General features: G+C 67.0%; 15 protein-coding genes. 9 read left to right on the top strand and 6 right to left on the bottom strand.

The genetic code is table 11. The features are described from left to right. Positions 1-138: 138 nt before the first annotated feature. The 3 genes from CI41S_RS25200 to pdeM all read left to right on the top strand — a co-directional run bounded on the left by CI41S_RS25200 (position 139) and on the right by pdeM (position 5,130). Positions 139-1,365, top strand: a complete 1,227-nt coding sequence (locus CI41S_RS25200; RefSeq protein ID WP_139862007.1) for an ABC transporter substrate-binding protein — start codon at positions 139-141, stop codon at positions 1,363-1,365. A 272-nt stretch (positions 1,366-1,637) separates the two neighbouring features. Then, entirely contained in the window at positions 1,638-4,403 is a 2,766-nt protein-coding gene (locus CI41S_RS25195; protein WP_430650039.1) for a ligase-associated DNA damage response DEXH box helicase, read from the top strand. 55 nt (positions 4,404-4,458) lie between these two features. After that, a complete protein-coding gene (gene pdeM, locus CI41S_RS25190) occupies positions 4,459-5,130 on the top strand; it encodes a ligase-associated DNA damage response endonuclease PdeM (RefSeq protein WP_172628184.1) in 672 nt (223 codons plus the stop codon). A 215-nt stretch (positions 5,131-5,345) separates the two neighbouring features. On the opposite strand, the gene CI41S_RS25185 is transcribed toward pdeM, so the two are convergent. Next, positions 5,346-6,209, bottom strand: a complete 864-nt coding sequence (locus CI41S_RS25185; protein ID WP_139862005.1) for a LysR family transcriptional regulator — start codon at positions 6,207-6,209, stop codon at positions 5,346-5,348. A 97-nt stretch (positions 6,210-6,306) separates the two neighbouring features. Here CI41S_RS25185 and CI41S_RS25180 point away from each other — a divergent pair, with 97 nt between their 5' ends. From CI41S_RS25180 to CI41S_RS25170, 3 genes are read left to right on the top strand one after another with little or no spacing between them, the layout of a single operon-like run. Continuing rightward, positions 6,307-7,233, top strand: a complete 927-nt coding sequence (locus CI41S_RS25180) for a DMT family transporter (protein WP_139862004.1) — start codon at positions 6,307-6,309, stop codon at positions 7,231-7,233. Beyond that, positions 7,230-7,991 (top strand): MBL fold metallo-hydrolase, encoded by a 762-nt coding sequence (locus tag CI41S_RS25175; protein WP_139862003.1) that lies wholly within the window; start codon positions 7,230-7,232, stop codon positions 7,989-7,991. Before CI41S_RS25180 ends, CI41S_RS25175 begins: the two co-directional genes overlap by 4 nt. 58 nt (positions 7,992-8,049) lie before the next feature. Then, positions 8,050-9,378: an Nramp family divalent metal transporter gene (locus CI41S_RS25170; protein WP_139862002.1), complete on the top strand. Its 1,329-nt coding sequence runs from the start codon at positions 8,050-8,052 to the stop codon at positions 9,376-9,378. A 31-nt stretch (positions 9,379-9,409) separates the two neighbouring features. On the opposite strand, the gene CI41S_RS25165 is transcribed toward CI41S_RS25170, so the two are convergent. The 5 genes from CI41S_RS25165 to CI41S_RS25140 all read right to left on the bottom strand — a co-directional run bounded on the left by CI41S_RS25165 (position 9,410) and on the right by CI41S_RS25140 (position 17,000). Further along, complete coding sequence (locus tag CI41S_RS25165; protein WP_244626684.1) at positions 9,410-10,192, bottom strand: TIGR02186 family protein; 783 nt, start codon at positions 10,190-10,192, stop codon at positions 9,410-9,412. Next, complete coding sequence (locus tag CI41S_RS25160; RefSeq protein ID WP_139862001.1) at positions 10,189-11,121, bottom strand: sulfite exporter TauE/SafE family protein; 933 nt, start codon at positions 11,119-11,121, stop codon at positions 10,189-10,191. Before CI41S_RS25160 ends, CI41S_RS25165 begins: the two co-directional genes overlap by 4 nt. 366 nt (positions 11,122-11,487) lie before the next feature. Further along, the gene (locus tag CI41S_RS25150) at positions 11,488-12,147 is read right to left on the bottom strand and encodes a COG3904 family protein (protein WP_347339269.1); all 660 of its coding nucleotides are present in this window, start codon (positions 12,145-12,147) and stop codon (positions 11,488-11,490) included. Positions 12,148-12,439: 292 nt separating this feature from the next. Then, the gene (locus CI41S_RS25145; RefSeq protein WP_139862000.1) at positions 12,440-16,018 is read right to left on the bottom strand and encodes a tetratricopeptide repeat protein; all 3,579 of its coding nucleotides are present in this window, start codon (positions 16,016-16,018) and stop codon (positions 12,440-12,442) included. A gap of 394 nt (positions 16,019-16,412) precedes the next feature. Next, a complete protein-coding gene (locus tag CI41S_RS25140) occupies positions 16,413-17,000 on the bottom strand; it encodes a PadR family transcriptional regulator (RefSeq protein WP_139486836.1) in 588 nt (195 codons plus the stop codon). A gap of 170 nt (positions 17,001-17,170) precedes the next feature. On the opposite strand from CI41S_RS25140, the gene CI41S_RS25135 reads away from it, so the two are divergent. The 3 genes from CI41S_RS25135 to CI41S_RS25125 all read left to right on the top strand — a co-directional run bounded on the left by CI41S_RS25135 (position 17,171) and on the right by CI41S_RS25125 (position 20,769). Further along, positions 17,171-17,587 carry a nuclear transport factor 2 family protein gene (locus CI41S_RS25135; protein ID WP_139861999.1) on the top strand — a complete coding sequence of 139 codons (417 nt, stop codon included), beginning with the start codon at positions 17,171-17,173 and terminating at the stop codon, positions 17,585-17,587. Between the two features lie 106 nt (positions 17,588-17,693). Next, entirely contained in the window at positions 17,694-19,484 is a 1,791-nt protein-coding gene (locus CI41S_RS25130) for an acyl-CoA dehydrogenase C-terminal domain-containing protein (RefSeq protein ID WP_139861998.1), read from the top strand. A 76-nt stretch (positions 19,485-19,560) separates the two neighbouring features. Further along, a complete protein-coding gene (locus CI41S_RS25125; RefSeq protein ID WP_139861997.1) occupies positions 19,561-20,769 on the top strand; it encodes an acetyl-CoA C-acetyltransferase in 1,209 nt (402 codons plus the stop codon). The last annotated feature ends 2 nt before the right edge of the window (positions 20,770-20,771 follow it).

Here is a 20,771-nt window from a genome sequence, read left to right as displayed (position 1 = left end):
CATCTGCCGCCGTGACCCCAACTTGAGTCTACACGCTACGCATTTGCCGTGAGGCGGCATTGCGCCGCGCGGTGATGACTTCGCGCTTGCCCGCTGCATGGCGGAATGCGACAGCTTGCGCTCCAAGGGAGAGAAACAATGAAAAAGCAAACCCGGCGCGAATTCGGCGCCACCGCATTGTCAGCCATCGCAGCGTCGGTGCTGCCCGCACCGTTCGTCCGGGCCGCCGAGAAGAAATACGATCCGGGCGCGAGCGACACCGAGATCAAGCTCGGGCAGACCGTGCCGCATTCCGGACCCGGCTCGCTCTATGGCGTGCTCGGCCGCGTCGGCGAAGCCTATTTCCAGATGATCAACGAGAAGGGCGGCATCAACGGCCGCAAGGTGAAATTCCTCACCATGGACGACGCCTACAGCGCGCCGAAATGCGTCGAGGCGACGCGCCGCCTGGTCGAGCAGGAGGAGGTGCTGGCGCTGTACGGCTCGCTCGGCACCGCGCCGCAGACCGCCGTGCATAAATATCTCAATTCCAAGGGCGTGCCGCAGCTGCTGCTCAACACCGGCGCCTCGAAGTGGAACGATCCGAAGAACAACAAATGGACCATGGCGGGCCTGCCGCTCTATCCGACCGAGGCGCGCATTCTCGCCAAGCACGTCGTCGCCGTGAAGCCGAACGCCAAGATCGGCATCCTCTACCAGAACGACGATTTCGGCCGCGACTTCCTCGGTCCCTTCAAGAAGGTGCTGGCGGATGCCGGCGGCACCGCGCAGGTGATCATGGAGCAGACCTACGATCTCACCGATCCGACGGTCGACTCCCAGCTCATCAATCTCTCGAAGTCGGGCGCCGACGTCTTCTACAACATCACCACCGGCAAGGCGACGTCGCAGTCGGTCCGCAAGGTCGCCGAGCTCGGCTGGAAGCCGCTGCAGCTGTTGTCGGCCGGTTCGACCGGCCGCTCGATCCTCAGCGCCGCCGGCTTCGAGAATGCCAAAGACATCGTCGCGATCCGCTACGCCAAGGAGGCGGGGCCGGGCCGCTGGGAGAAGGATCCGGACTCGATGGCGTTCGAGGAGTTGCGCAAGAAGTATCTGCCCAATGTCGATCCTGATAACACCATCGCCTATGCCGGCTATGGTCAGGTGGCCTCGATGGCGGAAATCCTGCGCCGCTGCGGCGACGAGCTGACCCGCGCCAACGTGCTGAAGCACGCCACCACGCTCGCCGGCTACCACTCGCCGTTCTTCCTCGACGGCGTCAATTACAGCTACACGCCCGACGACTACACGCCGATGAAGACGCTCTACATCTCGATCTTCAACGGCAAGGACTGGGATATCTCCGACAAGCCCGTGACGGAGTAGGGGAAGGCGCACGCTCTCTCGTCCCCCTCTCCCCGCCCTTCGCGGGGAGAGGGCGGGGTGAGGGGCATCTCTCCATCAGGCGGTGCAAGTTGCGAGGCCTGTACCCCCTCACCCGGATCGCATCTGGCGATGCGATCCGACCTCTCCCCGCAAGCGGGGCGAGGTGACTTTCGAGGCGCTTCGCGTCATCAAAAGTTCGACGGGGGCATACCCCCTGCCACCTGCTGCCATTCCCGCCCACCCTCGACGAAGCCGCCTGAACCGCCTACCTGTTGGGCGTGTCGACGCTCGATCTCTTCTCCGTCACGCCGCCAGAGGCGGCCGATCTTTTGTCGCGCCGGTTTCGCGACTGGTTTGCTTCCCGCGGCTGGTCGCCGCGCGAGCACCAGCTCGCGTTGCTGGCGAAGGCGCGCGAGCAGCGCTCGGCGCTGCTGATCGCGCCGACCGGCGCCGGCAAGACGCTGGCGGGGTTTTTGCCGACGCTGGTGGAGTTGAGTGGCGAGCAGGACCGCAAGGATTCTCACCTTCCCCTGAAAGGGGGAGGTCGGCACGCTCGGGGTCGTGTGAGCGCAACCGAGCGGGACGGGTGGGGGCCGGCCGCGGGCACGGAGCAAGCGGCTGACCCCCGTCCCAACTTTCCCCCTTTCAGGGGGAAGGAGTCTGACGACCGCGCAAGCGGCGAAGAGATGGCGGCGGAGAAAGTTCGCCCCAGTCTCATCTCCACCGGCCGCTCCGTTCGCCGCACTGGCGGGCTGCACACGCTCTACATCTCGCCGCTCAAAGCCCTCGCGGTCGACATCGCGCGCAATCTGGAGACGCCGGTCGCCGAGATGGGGCTGCCGATCCGGATCGAGACCCGCACCGGCGACACGCCGGTGTCGCGGCGGCAGCGGCAGCGGCGCTATCCGCCGGATATTTTGCTCACGACGCCCGAGCAGCTGGCGCTGCTGCTTGCCTCCGACGACGCGCCGTATCTGTTTTCGTCACTGAAGCGCATCGTGCTCGACGAGCTGCATGCGCTGGTGACCTCGAAGCGCGGCGACCTGTTGTCGCTCGGGCTCGCGCGGCTCTGGACCATCACGCCGCAGATCCGCGCCATCGGCCTGTCAGCGACCGTGGCCGAGCCTGAACAGCTCGCGCGTTTCCTGGTGCCGCAGCCGGGCGGCGAGTTCGCATCCGCCGACGTCGTCACCGCCGGCGGCGCCGCGCCGCCTGTTGTCGAGATGCTCGACACCCGCGAGCGGCTGCCATGGTCCGGCCACAGCGCGCGCCATGCGCTGCCCGAGGTTTACGAGCTGATCAAGCGCAACAAGACCACGCTGGTGTTCGTCAACACCCGCAGTCAGGCCGAGATGCTGTTCCAGGATCTCTGGCGCATGAACGATGACGGGCTTGCGATCGCGCTGCATCACGGCTCGCTCGACGTTGCGCAGCGCCGCAAGGTCGAGGACGCGATGGCCGCGGGAAAGCTGCGCGGCGTGGTCTGCACCTCCTCGCTCGATCTCGGCGTCGACTGGGGCGACGTCGACCTCGTGATCAATATCGGCGCGCCGAAGGGATCGTCGCGGCTGATGCAGCGGATCGGCCGCGCCAACCACCGTTTTGACGAAGCCTCGCGCGCTGTGCTGGTGCCGGCGAACCGGTTTGAAGTGCTGGAGTGCGCGGTCGCGATCGATGCCATCGCCGAGAATGCGCAGGACACGCCGCCGCTGCGCACCGGCGCGCTCGACGTGCTGGCCCAGCACGTGCTCGGTTGCGCCTGCGGCAAGCCGTTTTTGTCGGACGAGCTCTACGATGAAGTGCGCACATCAGCGCCTTACGCCGCGCTCGCCCGCAGCGATTTCGACGATGTCGTAGACTTCGTCGCCACCGGCGGCTACGCGCTGAAGACCTATGAGCGATTCGCGCGCATCAAGCAGGACAAGCAGGGCCGCTGGCGGGTCGCCAATCCCAAGGTGCGGCAGAGCTACCGCCTCAACGTCGGCACCATCGTCGAAGAGACCATGCTGAAGGTGCGGCTGGTGCGCTCGCGCGCCGGCGGTTCCGGCTCGACTGGCGCGATTGCGCGCGGCGGACGTATGCTCGGCGAGATCGAGGAGGTCTTCATCGAAGGCCTCGTCGTCGGCGACACCTTTGTGTTCGGCGGTGAGGTGGTGCGTTACGAGGCGCTGGTCGAGGACCAGGTCTATGTCTCCCGCGCCAACGACAAGGACGCCAAGGTGCCGTCCTATATGGGCGGCAAGTTCCCGCTCTCGACCTATCTCGCCGAGCGCGTCCGCAAGCTGCTCGACAACAGCCGCGCCTGGAATGCGCTGCCGGACCAGGTGCACGACTGGCTGTCGCTGCAAAAAAAATATTCCCGCGTGCCGGCGGTGCGCGAGCTGCTGGTCGAGACCTTTCCGCGCGGCGGCAGCCATTATCTGATCTGCTATCCCTTCGAGGGCCGGCTGGCGCACCAGACGCTCGGCATGCTGCTGACGCGGCGGCTGGAGCGCGCCCGCGCCCGGCCGCTCGGTTTCGTCGCCAATGAATATGCGCTGGCGGTCTGGGGCGTCGGCGATCTCTCCTTCATGATCCGGCAGGGCAGACTCGATCTCAACGCGCTGTTCGACGCCGACATGCTCGGCGACGATCTCGAGGCGTGGCTGGCGGAATCCGCGCTGATGAAGCGCACCTTCCGCAATTGCGCGATCATCTCGGGCCTGATCGCGCGCCGCTTCACCGACGAGGAGAAGTCGCGCCGCCAGGTGCTGTTTTCGACCGACCTGATCTACGACGTGCTGCGCAAGCACCAGGCCGACCATGTGCTGCTGCGCGCCGCGCGCGGTGATGCCGCCACAGGTTTGCTCGATCTCCGCCGTCTTGGCGACATGCTGTCGCGCGTCAAGGGGCGAATCACCCACAAGTCGCTCGACCACGTTTCCCCGCTTGCGGTCCCCGCGCTGCTGGAAATCGGCCGCGAGTCAGTTTATGGCGAAGCATCCGACGAGCTCCTGGCCGAAGCGGCCGAGGAACTCGTGCGGGAGGCGATGACATAAAGCTGGGACATGGGACGTGACGGCAGGCGCGCTGGCTTCGGAGACGAGTGACGAGATGCGCGTTACGAAGGTCACGGTCGCGGATGTCGGTTTCGTCGCCGATTGCTCCGGCGCGCTGTTCTGGGAAGAGCAGCGCCTGCTGGTCGTCTCCGACCTGCATCTCGAAAAGGGCTCGAGCTTTGCCGCCCGCGGCGTGCTGCTGCCACCCTACGATACCGTGGCGACGCTGAGCCGGCTCGCTGCGGTGATCGCGCGGCACGATCCGCGCCAGGTGATCGCGCTCGGCGACAGCTTTCATGATCGCACCGCGCATGAGCGGCTGTCGGATGCGGACCGCGAGGCGCTGGCCGCGCTGCAGGCGCGGCGCAGCTGGATCTGGATTTCAGGCAATCACGACCCGGCGCTGCCCTCCGACCTCGGCGGCGTGGTCGCCACCGAGGTCGCGATCGGTCCGATCGCGTTCCGCCACGAGCCGACCGGCGCCAGCGGCGAGATCGCCGGCCATCTGCATCCCAAGGCCCGCGTGCCGACCCGCGGCCGCTCGATCGAGCGCCGCTGCTTCGCCTCCGACGGCGAGCGCGCGGTGATGCCGGCCTTCGGCGCCTACACCGGCGGCCTGAGCATCCGCGACGCGGCGTTCGCAAGGATTTTTGGATCGCCGGGTTTCACGGCCCACGTGCTCGGCGACAACCGCGTGCACGCGTTCGTCGCGTCGCGGTGCTACTAGGTCGGTACTCCATCCCCGTCATCCCCGCGCAAAGGCCTCGCCTTTGTCGCTGGAGGTGGCCGCTTCTTCAGCGGCCCTCGAAGGATGAATCGGCCACCAGCCGGGCCGTTCATCCTTCGAGGCTCGCCGAAGAGGCTCGCACCTCCAGCGACAAAGGCGAAGCCTTTGCGCGAGGATGACGGGATGCAAATGGGCGTGGGCGACGCGACCCTGTCCTACGCCGCCTTCGCCTGCACGCTCTCGCAAAATTCCGCGAGCCGCTCGGCCAGCCGCAGCGTCGCGGGGCTGGCGCCGGGGGAGGCGACGAGCGCGACCTCGGTCCGGTCGATCGGCGCAAAGCCCTCCTTCGCGGTCAGGACGCGGTGATCGGCCTGGATCGCCATCTCCGAGAGGATGCTCAGCCCCATGCCGGCGGCCACCGCGGCCTGGATGCCGGAGAGGTTCGACGACGTGTAGGTCATGTGCCAGCTGCGCCCCGCGCTCTCCAGCGCATGGATCGCGCCGGCGCGGTAGAGGCAGCCCGGCGGGAAGCCGATCAGCGGCACCGATCCGGTGGTGGTGTCGCGCGGGCGATGCTTGCTGGTCACCCAGTGCACGCGTTCCGGCCATGCGGCGATGCCGCCCTTCTCGCCGGCGGTGCGCTTGAACAGCGCGAGGTCGAGATCGCCCCGCTCGAGGTCGCGCCTTAGCTGGGTGCTCTGGTCGGTGCGCACGTCGAGCCGCAGCGCGGGATGCGAGCGCGAGAATCCGGCCAGCACCTTCGCCAGGCGGAACGCGGCAAAATCCTCGGGCACGCCGAGCCGGATCGCGCCTTCACCGCTCGGCTGCGACACCACATCGCGCGCCTCCTCGGCGAGCGCCAGGAGCCGCCGCGCATAGGACAGCAGCCGCTCGCCGGCCTCCGTCGGGGTGACGTCCTTGCCGCTACGGATCAGCAGCGGCTGGCCGACATCCTCCTCCAGGCGCTTGATCTGCTGGCTCACCGTCGACTGGGTGCGGTGGACGCGTTCCCCGGCCCGCGTAAAACCCCCGGCATCGACCACCGAGACGAAACTGCGCAGCAGCTCCAGGTCGAGCATCTTCGATCTCCATTAAGAAATCCACTGCGGGCCAGTTTATCATTTAATTTCCAAATGGGAAGGCGCAGGCCTAGATCATGGCCGAAGGAGAACCGCCATGTCCGTCGCGTCCTCGATGGCCGCCCCACGCGCCCGCTTCAACGCCCTGCCGTTCCTGATCGCCCTGTTCTGCCTGCTCTGGAGCTATGCCTTCGTCGCCGGCAAGATCGGCGTCACCGACTGCCCGCCGTTGATCCTGCTCGCCGCGCGGTTTTCGCTGGCCGGCGTCCTGATTCTCGGCATTTCATTGCTGCGCAGGGATGCGTGGGATCTCACCTGGCGCGATGCGGCGGTGTTCGCGGTGCTCGGCGTCGCCAACAACGCGCTCTATCTCGGCCTCGGCTATACCGGCCTGAAGACGGTATCCGCCGGCCTCGGCGGTCTGATCGTCTCGGCCAATCCGGTGTTCACCGCGGTGCTGGCCGCGCTGTTCCTCAGCGAGGCGCTGACCCTGCGCAAGGTGATCGGCCTCTTGCTCGGCATGGTCGGCGTCGCCTTCATCGTCTGGCACCGGATATCGGTCGGCACCGATGATCCGCATGGCATCGTGTTCACGCTGGCCTCGCTGGCCTCGATCGTTGCCGGCACCATCCTGTTCAAGCTGCTGTCGCCGAAGGGCAGCCTGTGGATCGGCAACGGCATCCAGAACATCGCCGGCGGGCTTGCGGTGATGCCGTTCGCCTTCACGCTGTCCAGCATCAGCGACATCGTGCCGAGCATGCGGCTGGCTGGCGCCTTCGCGTTCCTGGTGCTCGGCGGCTCGATCCTGGCCTATCTGCTCTGGTTTCATCTCCTGAAAGTGTGTGGCGCCACCGCCGCCAGCGCCTATCACTTCCTGATGCCGCCGCTCGGCATGCTGTTCGCGTTCCTCGTGCTCGGTGAGCATGTCGAATTTCGCGACCTGCTCGGGATCGTTCCGGTGGCACTCGGCATTTATCTGGTGACCCGCCCCGCGGCCGCCGCACCCAACAGGACTGTGACATGAGCATCACCATCACACTGATCGGCGGACCCACGGCCTTGATCGAGGTCGGCGGGTTCCGCCTGCTCACCGATCCGACCTTCGATGCGCCCGGCGACTATCAACTGCCGCATGTGAAGCTGGAGAAGCTGACCGGCCCCGCGCTTCGCGCCAGCGATGTCGGCGACGTTGATGCGGTGCTGCTGAGCCACGACCAGCACTCCGACAATCTCGATCATTCGGGGCGGGATTTCCTCAAGCGCGCGAAGCGCGTGTTGACCACCGAGGCCGGTGCCAAGCGGCTCGGCGGCCACGCCGAGGGTTTTGCGCCCTGGGCCTCGACGGTGCTGAAGAAGGGCGACCGGTCGCTGACCATCACCGCGACGCCGGCGCGGCACGGACCGGCGGGCATCGAGCCACTGTCCGGCGACGTCATCGGCTTTGTGCTGGAACCGGGCCATGGCACCCGGCCGATCTATGTCAGCGGCGACACCACCTGGTTCGACGGTGTCGCCGAGGTGGCGCGGCGCTTTCCTTGCGGCGTCGTGCTGCCGTTCGCGGGAGCCGCGCAGACCCGCGGCCCGTTCCATCTCACCATGGACACCAACGACACGATCGAGACCGCGCGCGCTTTTGACGACGCCGTGATCGTGCCGGTGCATACCGACGGCTGGGCGCATTTCCGGCAGAACGCCAGTGACCTGCGGATGTCGTTCGACACGCTCGGCTTCGGCCGGCGCCTGCGCATCCTCGAGCCCGGGGTTGCGACAGAGATCGCATAGTTTCGTCCGAGGAACCTTGGTCGTGTCCGGCTCGTTGTCGCGACGGCTGGAACCGGACATGACGCGGCACAACACGATCTCGCGGGACCAATGTGAGGATGCGCCGCGTGGCAAGGCGCAGCGTCAGCCGTTCAGCTTCGGCCGTTTCCTGAAGACGCTCGGCCCCGGTCTGATCACCGGCGCCTCCGACGACGATCCGTCCGGGATCGGCACCTACAGCCAGGCCGGTGCGCAATTCGGCTACGGCATCGGCTGGACCATGCTGGTGACGTTTCCGTTGATGTCGGCGATCCAGGAGATCTGCGCACGGGTCGGCCGCGTTACCGGACGCGGCATCTCCGGCAATGTCAGCCGACATTATCCGCCCTGGATCTTGATCGCCGTGGTGGCGCTGCTTGCGATCGCCAACACCGTCAATATCGCGGCCGACCTCTCCGCGATGGCGGATGCGACCAGGCTGCTGGTCGGCGGTCCGGCGATCCTTTATGTCGTGCTGTTCGGCGTCGCCTCGGTGGCGGCGCAGATCTTCATGAACTACAAGCGCTACGTCGCGGTGCTGAAATGGCTGACCCTCAGCCTGTTTGCCTACGTCGCGGCGCTCGCCTTTGCCAGGGTGTCGTGGCACGAAGCCCTGGCCGGCGTGCTGGTGCCGCACATCAGTTGGAGCGCGGACTATCTCACGACCATCGTTGCGATCCTCGGCACCACGATCTCGCCCTATCTGTTCTTCTGGCAGGCCTCGCAGGAGGCCGACGAGCAACGCGTCGATGTCACCAAGCATCCGCTGATCGTCCAGCATTACGGCGCACAGCGCGAGTTCTCCCGCATCCGCGCCGACACCATCACCGGCATGGCGTTCTCCAACCTGATCGCGCTGTCGATCATCGTCACCGCCGCGGCGTCGCTGCATGCCACCGGGAAGACCGACATCCAGACCTCGGCGCAGGCGGCCGAGGCGCTGCGCCCGATCGCAGGGCCCTGGGCGGAGGTGATCTTCGCGCTCGGCATCGTCGGCACCGGACTATTGGCGATCCCGGTGCTTGCGGGCGCGACGGCTTACGCGGTCGGCGAGGGACGGCGATGGCGGGTCGGCCTGACCCGCAGGCCCAGGCGGGCGGTCGCGTTCTATTCGGTGCTGGCGCTGTCGGGTGGGCTCGGCATCGTGCTCAACTTCACGCCGATCGATCCGATCTCGGCGCTGTACTGGAGCGCCGTCGTCAACGGCGTGCTCGCCGTGCCCGTGATGGTGCTGCTGATGCTGATGGCGCGCCGCGAGGATGTGATGGGCCGCTTCGCGGTTCGCGGCTTGCTCTATTGGCTCGGCTGGCTGTCGACGGGGGCGATGGCGCTCAGCGTGATCGCGATGGGGATCATGCAATTCCTGTAGGATGGACGGCGCGCAGCCTACGCACCTGTTGTCAATCCTTGCGGAACACGATCGAGGCCATCCAGCCGGTCATCAGCGCCATGAAGGCGGTGACGAGGCCGTAGACCAGGCCGTTCTGCCGCGCGGTGGTGGCGACGAACTGCTCGAAGCCGACCTTGACGATCTCGAACGCGGTCTCGGTCTTGGTCACCAGCGCGCCGTCGCTGAACAGCTTGATCTCGACATTGTAGGTGCCGATCGGCACCTCGGCCGGCAGCGGAATGCCGGTACGGAACAGCGTCGGCGTCAGGAACGTCACCGCCGAAGTTTCCTCGCGATAGAGGCCGTGCTCGGTGCGCAGCCGCACGAAGGCGCTGCGGAAGGCGTCGTTCGGCACCACGTCGGCATAATCGGGGCCGACCCGCTGCATCAAGAGCACGTTGTTGAGCCCGAGCTGCTGGCGCCGCTGCACCTCGGGGGAGGCGATCTGGTCGAACGGGCGATTGGAGAACAGCGCGAGATAGCCCGGCACCTGCAGGAATTGCCGCGAGTCGGTGTTGATCCAGATGCCGAATTTGCGCTCCTTGCGCCGCGTCACCATGTCGGCGCGCGGGCCGGAGACGGTGACGACGAGATCGTAGCTGCCGCGATTTGGGGGCGTCTTGTCATCCTTCTCGACCGAGCCGAACAACACCAGCTCGCCGCCGGAATAGTTCGGCGTCACCGTGACGCGGTGATTGGAGACCGACACGATCAGCCGCTCGGCATGGACCGGTGTGGCCGCAAGGATTGCGGTAACGAGGCCGATGATGGCAAGCGGCGTGCGCGCCCTCATGGCGGACCTCCGCCACCGGTTTCGCGGATGCTGAACAGGTCCTGCGGCCGGATCACCAGTTCGACCGCGAAGCGGATGCCGACCGCGAGCACCAGAAGGCCGAGCAGCAGCCGCAAATGCTCGCCGCGGATCTTCTGGCCGGCGCGGGCGCCGAACTGCGCGCCGGTGACGCCGCCGACCATCAGGATCAGCGCCAGCACCGCGTCGACCAGATGATTGGTCACCGCATGCAGCAAGGTCGCGAACGTCATGGTGACGAGGGTGAGCACCATCGAGGTGCCGATCACGGTCGAGGTCGGTACCCGCAGCAGATAGATCATCAGCGGCACCAGGATGAAGCCGCCGCCGATGCCCATGATGGCGCCGATGAAGCCGATCACCAGCCCGACCACGACGACCGGAATCACCGAGAGATAGATCTTGGAGCGCTTGAAGCGCAGCTTCAGCGGCAGGCCGTGGACCCAGCCATGGCTGCCGGGCTTGCGCAGCGTCACCGCGCCGCCGCGGCGGATCCGCAGCATCGCGCGCAGGCCTTCCCAGAACATCAGCCCGCCGACGGTGGTCAGCAGGATGACGTAGGACAGCGCGATCATCAGATCGAGCTGGCCGAGCGAGCGCAGGAAGGTGAAGGTCCACACCCCCATCGCGGTGCCGAGCGTGCCGCCGACCAGCAGCACCGTCGCCAGCAAGGGATCGATCGCGCGTCTGCGCCAATAGGAGATCGCGCCGGAGAACGACGAAGCCGCGATATGGCTGGCGACGGACGCCACCGCCACCGCGGGCGCGATCCCGACGAAGATCAGCAGCGGCGTCATCAGAAAGCCGCCGCCGATGCCGAACATGCCGGAGACGAACCCCACCGCCGCACCCATCGCCAGGATGAGGAAGACATTGACCGGAATGTCGGCGATCGGGAGATAGAGCTGCACGCGCGTCGCTTCTGTCGGTTCGCGCGCGAGGCTGGGCGCAAGGCCGCATCACGGGCGTGGTGTCGTTCCGGGCATTCTCCGGCAGAACGATCCGGTCGGCGCGCAAGAAGCAGGCGAACGCGGGTCGATTGCCGCATCCCTGCATAACTGAAATCGGCGGGAGGCGGGACTAAAGAATCCGCCTCATGGGGCTTTTTTGCCGCATGTTGCCGGCGTGCTTGCGGAGGTGGTTGATGATTCAGATTAATGACAGACGCGCCCGGAGCTATTTCCGTTCCGATGGAATCGGAATGGCGCTCCAGATTTTTGTTTTGACGCGTTTTCTTCACGCGAACCGGTATCCCCTTCGCTGGAAAACGCTCTAGCTCAGCGCCGGTTGACCGGCGTGGTGACGAGGTTCATCGCGAGCGCCTGCCTCTCGCTCAACCAGCGGATGTCCGCGGTCTGCGACATCGCCTCGACGATCTCCGAGGACACGCCCATCTTGGTCATGTAGCCGAGTACCATGCCCTGGATGCGCTGCGCCTCGGCGACCGGATCGCTCATCTGCGCTTTCGAGGTGAAACGATGCACGCCGAGCCGTGAGCCCGCAATGCCATAGCGCTTGTCGCCGCCGGCATAGATCAGGACGCAGGCGCTGGCGCATGCGGCGGGACGAATCCTGCCCGATGCGTCGGCGGTGCCCACCGCCGTGACCAGCCCGCGCGCGCGAATGACCTCGCCCATGATCGCGGCCTGGTTCAGCGAGCCGCCTTGCGACGACAGCAGCACCGCGTCGCCGCGCGACAGGCGCGCCTCATCGAGCCGGTCGCGGAACCAGCTCGCGCTGGCCGAGCCGATCTCGCCGCTGATCGCAAGCGCGCGCCGGCCGCGGCCCGAGCCGTCGATGTCGACACTGGAAATCACGGCCGAGGTCATGCTCGCCGCGATATAGCTCTCGCGCCAGAACTCCCAGGCGCCGGGCTGCGACAGGTCGCGATAGGCGCGGATCAGCACACCCGACAGCAGCAGGACGAAGATGATCACGGACCAGATCGAGGGCCGGAAGATGCCGCGCGGTGCTGGAGCCTGCGGCGGGAAAGGCGGCGGCTGGCGAGGCGGTGGATTTGGCGGCGGCCCCCAGACTGAGGGGCGCTGGCGCGGCGGCGCAATCCGCGGTCCGGTGGGCGACGAACGATGCACGTCCGTACCATCCTCCTGACGATCATCGGCAGACAAGCCCGATCCTCCGGCACAAAGCCACGTCGCGCTTATCTACACGGCTGCAGCCCGGAGGGATAGGACGGCGACGCCCGCGAGGGGGCGCCCTCGTTTCAACTTAGTGAGCGGTCAAGGCGGCGGTCCGCTTCGTCGCCGGCCTGAGCGGTTTGGCGGCTGCGGGCTGCGCCGGGGCCGCGTCCCAGCCGCCGGCCGGGGCCGCCACGTTGACGGCGTCGCTCGGCTGCGGCTCGGCGATGAAGGTCTGGATCGCGAGCTTCGCGGCGGCCAGCGACTGCGGGTCGAGCCGCTTGGCAATGTCGTCGCGCTTGCGGCCGGCGTCGGCATCGCCCTGCGCCGCCGCGAGGCTGAACCACTTGAAGGACTCGGCGAGGTTCTGTTCGACCCCGATGCCGCGGGCGTAGAGAATGCCGAGATTGACCTGGCTGTCGGCGACGCCGCGGTCGGCGGCCTTGCGGAACCACTGCGCCGCGCTCTTGTAGTCGGCGCCCTTGCCCCCGCCATCGGCGTCGAGCACGGCGAGGTTATGCATCGCCTTGGCATTGCCGCGCTCGGCGGCCTGCACGTAGTAGCGGCGCGCCACGTCGAAGTCGCGCTTCACGCTGAGGCCCTTCTCGTAGAAGGTGCCGAGCCGGAACATCGCGGGCACCACGCCCGCTTGCGCGGCACGGCCATACCATTTGGCGGCTTCGTCGAGATTGGCGGTCACGCCCTTGCCCTCGGCAAAGCGGATGCCGACCTCGTAGGCCGCGGTGGCGTCGCCCTTCAGCGCGGCGGTGCGCAGCGCCGGACCGCCGATCGCATCCGGCAGCTTCTCGCCGGCGGGAATCTGGATCGTCGCGAGCTTGCCGCCAAGCGGCGGCGCCAGCGGTGCCGCTGCGATCGAGCCGGTGACGTCATTGCCACTGATCGGCGCTGCTGCCGCGGGAGCGGCGGCCGGCATCGGTGCAACCGCCGGCATGGCTGCCGCCGCTGCCGGGATCGCCACCTGCGCGCTGTCGAGCGTGTTCGGCGCGGGCGTGTTGTTGGACTGGCGGCCGAGCGGGGTCGGCGAGGTCATCGACGGCCCGGGTGTGGCTGCGGGCGGCGCCGGCGTCGCGGAATGATCGGAAGGCAACTGCGGCGGAGCCGCGGCGGGCTCGCTTTCCATCGCCGGCATCTGCGGGGCGCTGCTGGTGTCGAGCAGGTTCATCGCCAGCTTGGCGGTGCCGAGCAGGATCACGACCACGCTCGCGCCGACCAGCAGCGAACGGATCTTTGAGGTGATGGTCGAAGGCTCGCGCTCGGGCGCGCCGGCCTTGACGGCGGCGGCCTTCGCGGCCTTGTCGGCCTTCTCCTTGGCCTTGGCCGCAGCCTTGCTGGCGGCGCGCGCGGCCTTTTCGTTGACCGGCTGCGCGGCGGCGGCCTGCGCGGCGCGGCGCGCGGCGGCGATGAAGCTCGAGGTCGAGACCGGCTCCTTCTTGCCGGCGGGAAGGTCGCTGATCGCGCTCTCGGACGCGGCGATCCGCTCCGACGGCGACGACATGCGGCCGGCGGGACGGGTGCCCGGCTCGAGAGGATGATCCGGCGGCAGTTCCGGCGCCAGCGTCGCGCGAGCCGGCGCGGTATGCGGCTCGAGGATTTCGCTGATGGCGCGCGGCGGCAGCGGCGGCGGGGGAGCGGCAGCAGCCGGCGGCGCCGCATGGAATTCGCGCGGCGCCGACATGAAGTGCTCCTGCGCCAGCGCAGGATTCGGCAGTTCGGGCTTGTACGGGTCGGGCCTGTATTGATCGGCCTTGTACGGATCAGCTTGGGGCTGCGCGACCGGCTCTCGCATCGGCGCGCGCGGCATCTCCATCCGCGCTTCGGTGGGCGGCGGTGCGGCCGGCGGCGGCGCGGTGCGGACGGTGCGCAGATCGTTCTCGATCATCGCCAGCCGGTCGACGACATGGCCGAGCGTGTTGTGCACGGTCTCCAGCGAATCCTGGGTGCGGCGATCGGTTTCCGACTGGCTGAAGCGGATGTCGGACAGCTCGCGCTTCACCATGTCGACGATGCCGGGGTCCATCATCGGCTGCGGCGAGGCGCCGTTGAAGTTGCGGGTGGCGTCGGCGAGCGAGGCGATATGGGCGTGCTGGGCCTCGAGATGCCGCATGATGTCATGCAGCGCTTCCTCGACCCGGCCGAGATTGCCGGTGCGCTGGTCGGTCGCCTCGAGGCGCTCGAGCAGGTAGGCGACGCGCTGTTCGAGATGGGTGAACGCCGAGGAGCTGTCATTGCCGACCTGCAGGCGGTCGATCCGCTCGGAGAGCGCGCGCACCGCGGCTTCGATCGCCTCTGAATTGTCGTAGCCGCCGGGGACCTGGCGGGTTTCCATCGTCGAGGTCAGCGCGGCAATGCGCTGCTCCAGCACGCCGAAGGCGTCGCTCGCGGTGTCGGTGCGCGAGAACTGCGACAGCTGGTCGACCTTGGCCGACAGCGCGTGCACGTCCTCGGAGAGCCGCAGCAGCGCGTCGTTGGAGGCGACGTTGGAGACGATGGCGCGCAGCGCCGCGATCGCGCCCTCGAGCTGATGCACCGTCGACGGATCGTCGTTGGCGCGCAGGATCATGTCGAGCTTGGCGCCGAGATTGCGGATCGCCTCGTCGTAGCCGGTGAGCTGCTCGGCCGGGGTCAGCGTGCGCAGCGCTTCGCGAATCTCGGAGAGCGCGCGCTCGATGCCGGCGATCACCTGGCCGTGGCCGTTGCTGCCGTCCTGGCGGATCTCGTCGATCCGACGATGCAACGAGCGGATCTCGTTCTCGATCGATTCGATCGCCCGGCGCGGCATCGCCTCGGTGATGGCCTGGCGGATGTCGGCAAGCTCGCTGCGGAAGGCGGCGATCGATTGCTCGAGATGGTCGGGCCGCTGCAGTGCCTCGATCTGGCTCGTGATCTTGAGCAAATGCTGCTCGAGCGCGGAGAAGTCCGGACCTGCGGGGGCGGGGGGCGGCGCATAGGCGCCCATCGGCGGAGCTGATGGAGCCATCGGCGGCGCGTTGCGCGGCGGCATCTGCCGCGGCGCGGGGCCGTCGAGCTCGTTCTGGCGCGCGGCGATCTCCGCGATCGCGGAATCGAACGATGCCGGGCTGAGCGGCGGCGAGGCGCGATAGACCTGCGCGGCGGCGCGTTCGACCGCCTCGGCCTGACGCTGCCGCTCCTGCAGCAGGCGCTCGTGTTGGAGCCGTTCCTGGATCTGCGGCTCGCGGATCGATTGCGGCTGTTGCTGCTGCTCGCGGATCAACTGGGGCTGCGGCTCCCGCACCGCCTGCGGTTGCGGCACCGCCTGCGGCCTGGAGATCTGCGACAGCCGCGCATCGAGGCGCGAAATGGCGTCGTTGAGCTGGCGAGCCACGGCGGGCTGGCCGCGCGGCACCTCGGCGCGCACGGCTTCGCCGCGCGACATCGGTTTTGCGATCTGCTCGATCTGGCGGGTGATGGCGTCGAGCCGCTGATGGATGTCGGCAACCTCGCGGCTCTCCCGGCTTTGCATCGGCTGCCGCTGCTCGTGAATGGCGCGATAATCCGGCGGGCTCGGCTCGCCGACGGTGGAATTGAGCCAGTCGTTCAGCGACATGCCGGCGCGCCGCGCCGCCGCCTCGGCCCTTTCGCGGACGGAGGGATCGATGCCGTCAACACTCCACGATACGCGCGAATTCATGATTCCGTCCGGTCCCGACTCCGGCGCTGTACCCTGCGCCCGCAGCCTCCCCGCGCATTCCCGTTAAGAGACAATCGAATTCTGCGCGGGTCGTCTGCCTCAGCTGTCGACTTTTTCCCGTCACGGTAAATAACGGGTTAAGGAATGCGGCCGAGGGGCCCTAAAGTTAGCAATTAGGGAACCTGTTGCGCCGGAACAGGACAGCGATTTGCGTCGCCGTTGAGTCGCTCCGCGCGCAATTCGGGGCTCCGAACTTCTCCTTCCCCCTGAAAGGGGAAGGCCGGGATGGGGGTCTGCCTCAGACACTGCTGTGCGTGGAGAGACATGATCCCCACCCGCTTTGCTCTGCGAGCAAAGCGACCTCCCATTTTCAAGGGGAGGTTAAGAATTGTTTCTAGCCGTTGCTCTCGCGCTTGCTGTCGTCGAGCGGCAGCACGTTGTTGCGCTGGGAGATCGCGGACAGCGCGTCGAGCGCCTCCTCACACCACTCCACCACGACGCGCTCATGGCGCATCCCGAGACGCAGGTTGAGCATCTTGCCGAGGTCGGCCGGCGGCGCGGTGCCATCGGGAAAGCGCTTGTTGAGCATCCGCTCGTAGCGCTCGTAGCGGTCGCGGTGATGCTCCAGCCGCGCCATCAAATCGGTGCGCAGGGATTCGATGTCGACGCCGTCGAGCGCATAGAGCCGGACCAGCAGGTCGTCCTTGATCGAGGGTGGCACGCTCGGCCGCGCTCCCCAGTGCCGCAGCGCCGCGCGGCCCTCGGCGGTCAGGGTATAGACCAGCTTGTTCGGCTTGCCGGACTGCACCACCTCGCGGCCCTGGACCTGGCCCTTGTCGCGCAGCCGGGACAGCTCGCGATAGATCTGCTGGTGGTCGGCCTTCCAGAAGAAGCCGATCGAGGCATCGAACGTCTTGGCGAGCTCATAGCCCGTCATTGGACGTTCCGTGAGGCACGCGAGGATTGCGTCACCGAGCGCCAACACCCACCTCCATCCCGGTTCCCGAAAAGGCCATTCTTCAGTTCGCTTGACTTTATGCGCTACTGTGCATATGCGTCAATATGCATATGGTGACCGCCGCCGCGCCCGCCGTGGGCGCGCGGTGTTCAGGCTTCTTCTTAAACCTTAAACCCGCCGCAGGAGACGTCCGAATGAGCAAGCCGGGTCTCGACAAGTGGTACGCCTACATGAAGTCCCACGACACATCGGCGTTGTGGGACCTGCTGCATTCCGATGCGGTGTTCGAAAGCCCGGTCGTGCACACGCCGCAGCGCGGCCGCGACATCACCTTCAAATATCTGACCAGCGCCGCCAAGGTGCTCGGCGGTCCCACCTTCAAGTATCTGGGCGAGTGGACCAACGACAGCGGCGCGGTGCTCGAATTCGAGAACGAGATCGACGGCATCAAGCTCAACGGCGTCGACATCATCACGTTCGATGGTGATGGCCGGATCACGCATTTCAAGGTGATGGTGCGTCCGCTCAAGGCCATCAACCTGCTGCACCAGATGATGGGTGCCGAGCTGATGAAGCAAAGCGGCGCTACGTCGCAATCACAGTCCCGATAGGACCTGCCGCAGCCAGCCGGAAGCGGATAAGGTTCGTTCCAACTCACCCAAGCAAGCTGCGCAGCGATTGTCGCGAATGCGACCACGAGCCAGCCGGGAGACCAAGATGCCGACCTACAAAGCCCCCGTCGAGGATGTCACCTTCCTGCTCAACGACGTCTTCCAGATCGACCGCTATGACAACCTTCCCGGCTTCACCGACGCCTCCGCCGATGTGCGCGAGGCGATCCTCGGCGAGGCCGCCAAGCTCAGCGAGGAAGTGCTGCAGCCGCTCAACCGGGTCGGCGATCTCGAAGGCTGCAAGCGCAGCGACGACGGCAGCGTCACCACGCCGAAGGGTTTCAAGGAAGCCTTCAAGCAGGTCGCCGAAGGCGGCTGGCTCGGCCTGTCGGCACCGGCGGAATATGGCGGCCAGGGCCTGCCGGTGACGCTCTCGCAGGCGGTCAACGAATTCCAGATCTCGGCCAACATGGCGTTCTCGATGTATGGCGGCCTCACCATGGGCGCGACCGCCGCGCTCCTGGTGCACGGTACGCCCGAGCAGAAGAAGACCTATGTGCCGAAGATGGTCGCCGGCGAATGGACCGGTACCATGAACCTGACCGAGCCGCATTGCGGCACCGATCTCGGCCTGCTCCGTACCAAGGCAGTGCGCCAGCAGGACGGCAGCTTCAAGATCACCGGCACCAAGATTTTCATTTCCGCCGGTGAGCACGATCTCACTGAGAACATCATCCATCTGGTGCTGGCGCGGATCGAAGGCGCGCCCGCCGGCATCAAGGGTGTCTCGCTGTTCGTCGTGCCGAAGGTGCTGGTCAATGCCGACGGCTCGCTGGGTGCGCGCAACGGCGTCACCTGCGGTTCGATCGAGCACAAGATGGGCATCCACGGCAATTCGACCTGTGTGATGAACTACGACAACGCCACCGGCTGGCTGATCGGCGAAGAGAACAAGGGCATGCAGGGCATGTTCGTGATGATGAACGAGGCCCGCCTCGGCGTCGCCGTGCAGGGCCTCGCGCAGTCCGAGGTCGCCTATCAGAACGCGGTCGCCTATGCGCGCGAGCGCCTGCAGGGCCGCTCGCTGACCGGCGTCAAGGCGGCCGACAAGCCGGCTGATCCGATCATCGTGCATCCCGACGTGCGCCGCACGCTGCTCACCATCCGCGCCTTCAATGAGGCGGCGCGCGCCATGGTGGTCTGGACCGCGCTGAAGAGCGACGTCGCCCACCGCTCCAACGATCCCAAGGATCGCCAGGAGGCCGACGACCATATGGGCCTGATGACGCCGGTGCTGAAGGGCGTGCTGACCGACACCGGCTTCGCCAACACGGTCTCCGCGCAGCAGATGTTCGGCGGCCACGGCTACATCGCCGAGCACGGCATGGAGCAGTTCGTGCGCGATGCCCGCATCTCGATGATCTATGAGGGCGCCAACGGCATTCAGGCGCTCGACCTGGTCGGCCGCAAGCTGCCGCGCGACGGCGGCCGGGCCGCGATGGCGTTCTTCGGCGAGGTCGGCGCCTACGCCAAGGAGCATGGCGGCGACGAGGCGATGAAGCCGTTCATCACCCCGCTGTCGGCGGCGCTCGGCCATCTGCAGCAGGCGACCGGCTGGCTGATGCAGAATGCGCTGGCCAAGCCCGACAATGCCGGCGCCGCCGCGACCGACTACATGAAATTGTTCGGCCTGGTCGCGCTCGGCTACATGTGGGCGAGGATGGCCAAGGTGGCGCAGGACAAGATCACCGCCTCCGGCGCCGCGCCCTATCTGGCCACCAAGCTGGTGACCGGTCGCTTCTTCATGGAGAAGCTGCTGCCGGAGACCGCGGTGCACCTGGCGCGGATCCAGAGCGGCAGCGCCACCACGATGGAACTGGCCGCGGAAGCGTTCTGAAAAATCGTCGCCGCACCTGCTGCGGCGACGGCTTCCTTCGGCTATATATTATGATCCTCATATCACGGAGGGCGTCATGCCTGAGGCATATATCTACGATCACGTTCGTACCCCGCGCGGCCGCGGCAAGGCCGATGGCGCGCTCCATGAAGTGACCGCGCTGGCGCTTGCCACGGTGCCGCTCAAGGCGCTGAAGGACCGCAACAACCTGCCGGAAGACTCCGTCGACGACGTCGTGCTCGGCGTGGTCGATCCGGTCGGCGAGGCCGGCAGCGACATCGCCCGCTTCGCGGCGCTGAAGGCCGGCCTCGGCGAGAAGGTGCCGGGCGTGCAGATCAGCCGCTTCTGCGCCTCCGGCCTCGATGCCGTGAACTTTGCCGCGGCCCAGATCATGAGCGGCCAGCATGAGCTCGTGATCGGCGGCGGCGCCGAATCGATGAGCCGCGTCGGCATCGGCGCCTCCGGCGGCGCCTGGCCGATGGATCCGTCGATGGCGGTGCCGGCCTATTTCATGCCGCAGGGCATCTCGGCCGACCTGATCGCGACCAAATACGGTTTCTCGCGCGATGATGTCGATGCGTACGCCGTGCAGAGCCAGCAGCGCGCCGGCAAGGCCTGGGACGAAGGCCGCTTCAAGAATTCGGTGGTGCCGGTCAAGGACATCAATGGCCTGACCATCCTCGCCAAGGACGAGCACATGCGCCCGACCACGACAATGCAGTCGCTGGCGCAATTGCAGCCGTCGTTCGCCGCGATGGCGGCGATGGCCGGCTTCGACGCGGTGGCGACCCAGTCGCATCCCGAGGTCGAGAAGGTCAATTACGTGCATCACGCCGGCAACTCCTCCGGCATCGTCGACGGCGCCGGCGCGGTGCTGCTCGGCAGCAAGGAGGCTGGCGCCAAGCACGGCCTGAAGCCGCGGGCGAAAATCCGCGCGTTCGCCAATATTGGCTCGGAGCCGGCGATGATGCTGACCGGCCCGGTCGACGTCACCGAAAAGCTGTTCGAGCGCTCCGGCATGAAGAAGTCGGACATCGACCTGTTCGAGCTCAACGAGGCCTTCGCCTCGGTGGTGCTGCGCTACATCCAGGCCTTCGACATCGACAATGCCAAGATCAACGTCAATGGCGGCGCGATCGCGCTCGGCCATCCGCTCGGCGCCACCGGCGCGATGATCCTCGGCACCGTGCTCGACGAGCTCGAGCGCACCAACAAGCAGACCGCGCTGGTGACGCTGTGCATCGGCGGCGGCATGGGCACCGCCACCATCATCGAGCGCGTGTAAGG

It is taken from the genome of Bradyrhizobium ivorense (assembly GCF_900696085.1).
In the GTDB taxonomy this organism is placed as follows: domain Bacteria; phylum Pseudomonadota; class Alphaproteobacteria; order Rhizobiales; family Xanthobacteraceae; genus Bradyrhizobium; species Bradyrhizobium ivorense.
This window is presented reverse-complemented; position numbering and strand designations above follow the sequence as displayed.

What these genes read in the sequence shown, in the direction of transcription:
- CI41S_RS25200 (WP_139862007.1), top strand. Translation starts at nt 139, where the DNA reads ATGAAAAAGCAAACCCGGCGCGAATTCGGCGCCACCGCATTGTCAGCC.
- pdeM (WP_172628184.1), top strand. Translation starts at nt 4,459, where the DNA reads ATGCGCGTTACGAAGGTCACGGTCGCGGATGTCGGTTTCGTCGCCGAT.
- CI41S_RS25185 (WP_139862005.1), bottom strand. Translation starts at nt 6,209, where the DNA reads ATGCTCGACCTGGAGCTGCTGCGCAGTTTCGTCTCGGTGGTCGATGCC.
- CI41S_RS25180 (WP_139862004.1), top strand. Translation starts at nt 6,307, where the DNA reads ATGTCCGTCGCGTCCTCGATGGCCGCCCCACGCGCCCGCTTCAACGCC.
- CI41S_RS25175 (WP_139862003.1), top strand. Translation starts at nt 7,230, where the DNA reads ATGAGCATCACCATCACACTGATCGGCGGACCCACGGCCTTGATCGAG.
- CI41S_RS25170 (WP_139862002.1), top strand. Translation starts at nt 8,050, where the DNA reads ATGACGCGGCACAACACGATCTCGCGGGACCAATGTGAGGATGCGCCG.
- CI41S_RS25165 (WP_244626684.1), bottom strand. Translation starts at nt 10,192, where the DNA reads ATGAGGGCGCGCACGCCGCTTGCCATCATCGGCCTCGTTACCGCAATC.
- CI41S_RS25145 (WP_139862000.1), bottom strand. Translation starts at nt 16,018, where the DNA reads ATGAATTCGCGCGTATCGTGGAGTGTTGACGGCATCGATCCCTCCGTC.
- CI41S_RS25135 (WP_139861999.1), top strand. Translation starts at nt 17,171, where the DNA reads ATGAGCAAGCCGGGTCTCGACAAGTGGTACGCCTACATGAAGTCCCAC.
- CI41S_RS25130 (WP_139861998.1), top strand. Translation starts at nt 17,694, where the DNA reads ATGCCGACCTACAAAGCCCCCGTCGAGGATGTCACCTTCCTGCTCAAC.
- CI41S_RS25125 (WP_139861997.1), top strand. Translation starts at nt 19,561, where the DNA reads ATGCCTGAGGCATATATCTACGATCACGTTCGTACCCCGCGCGGCCGC.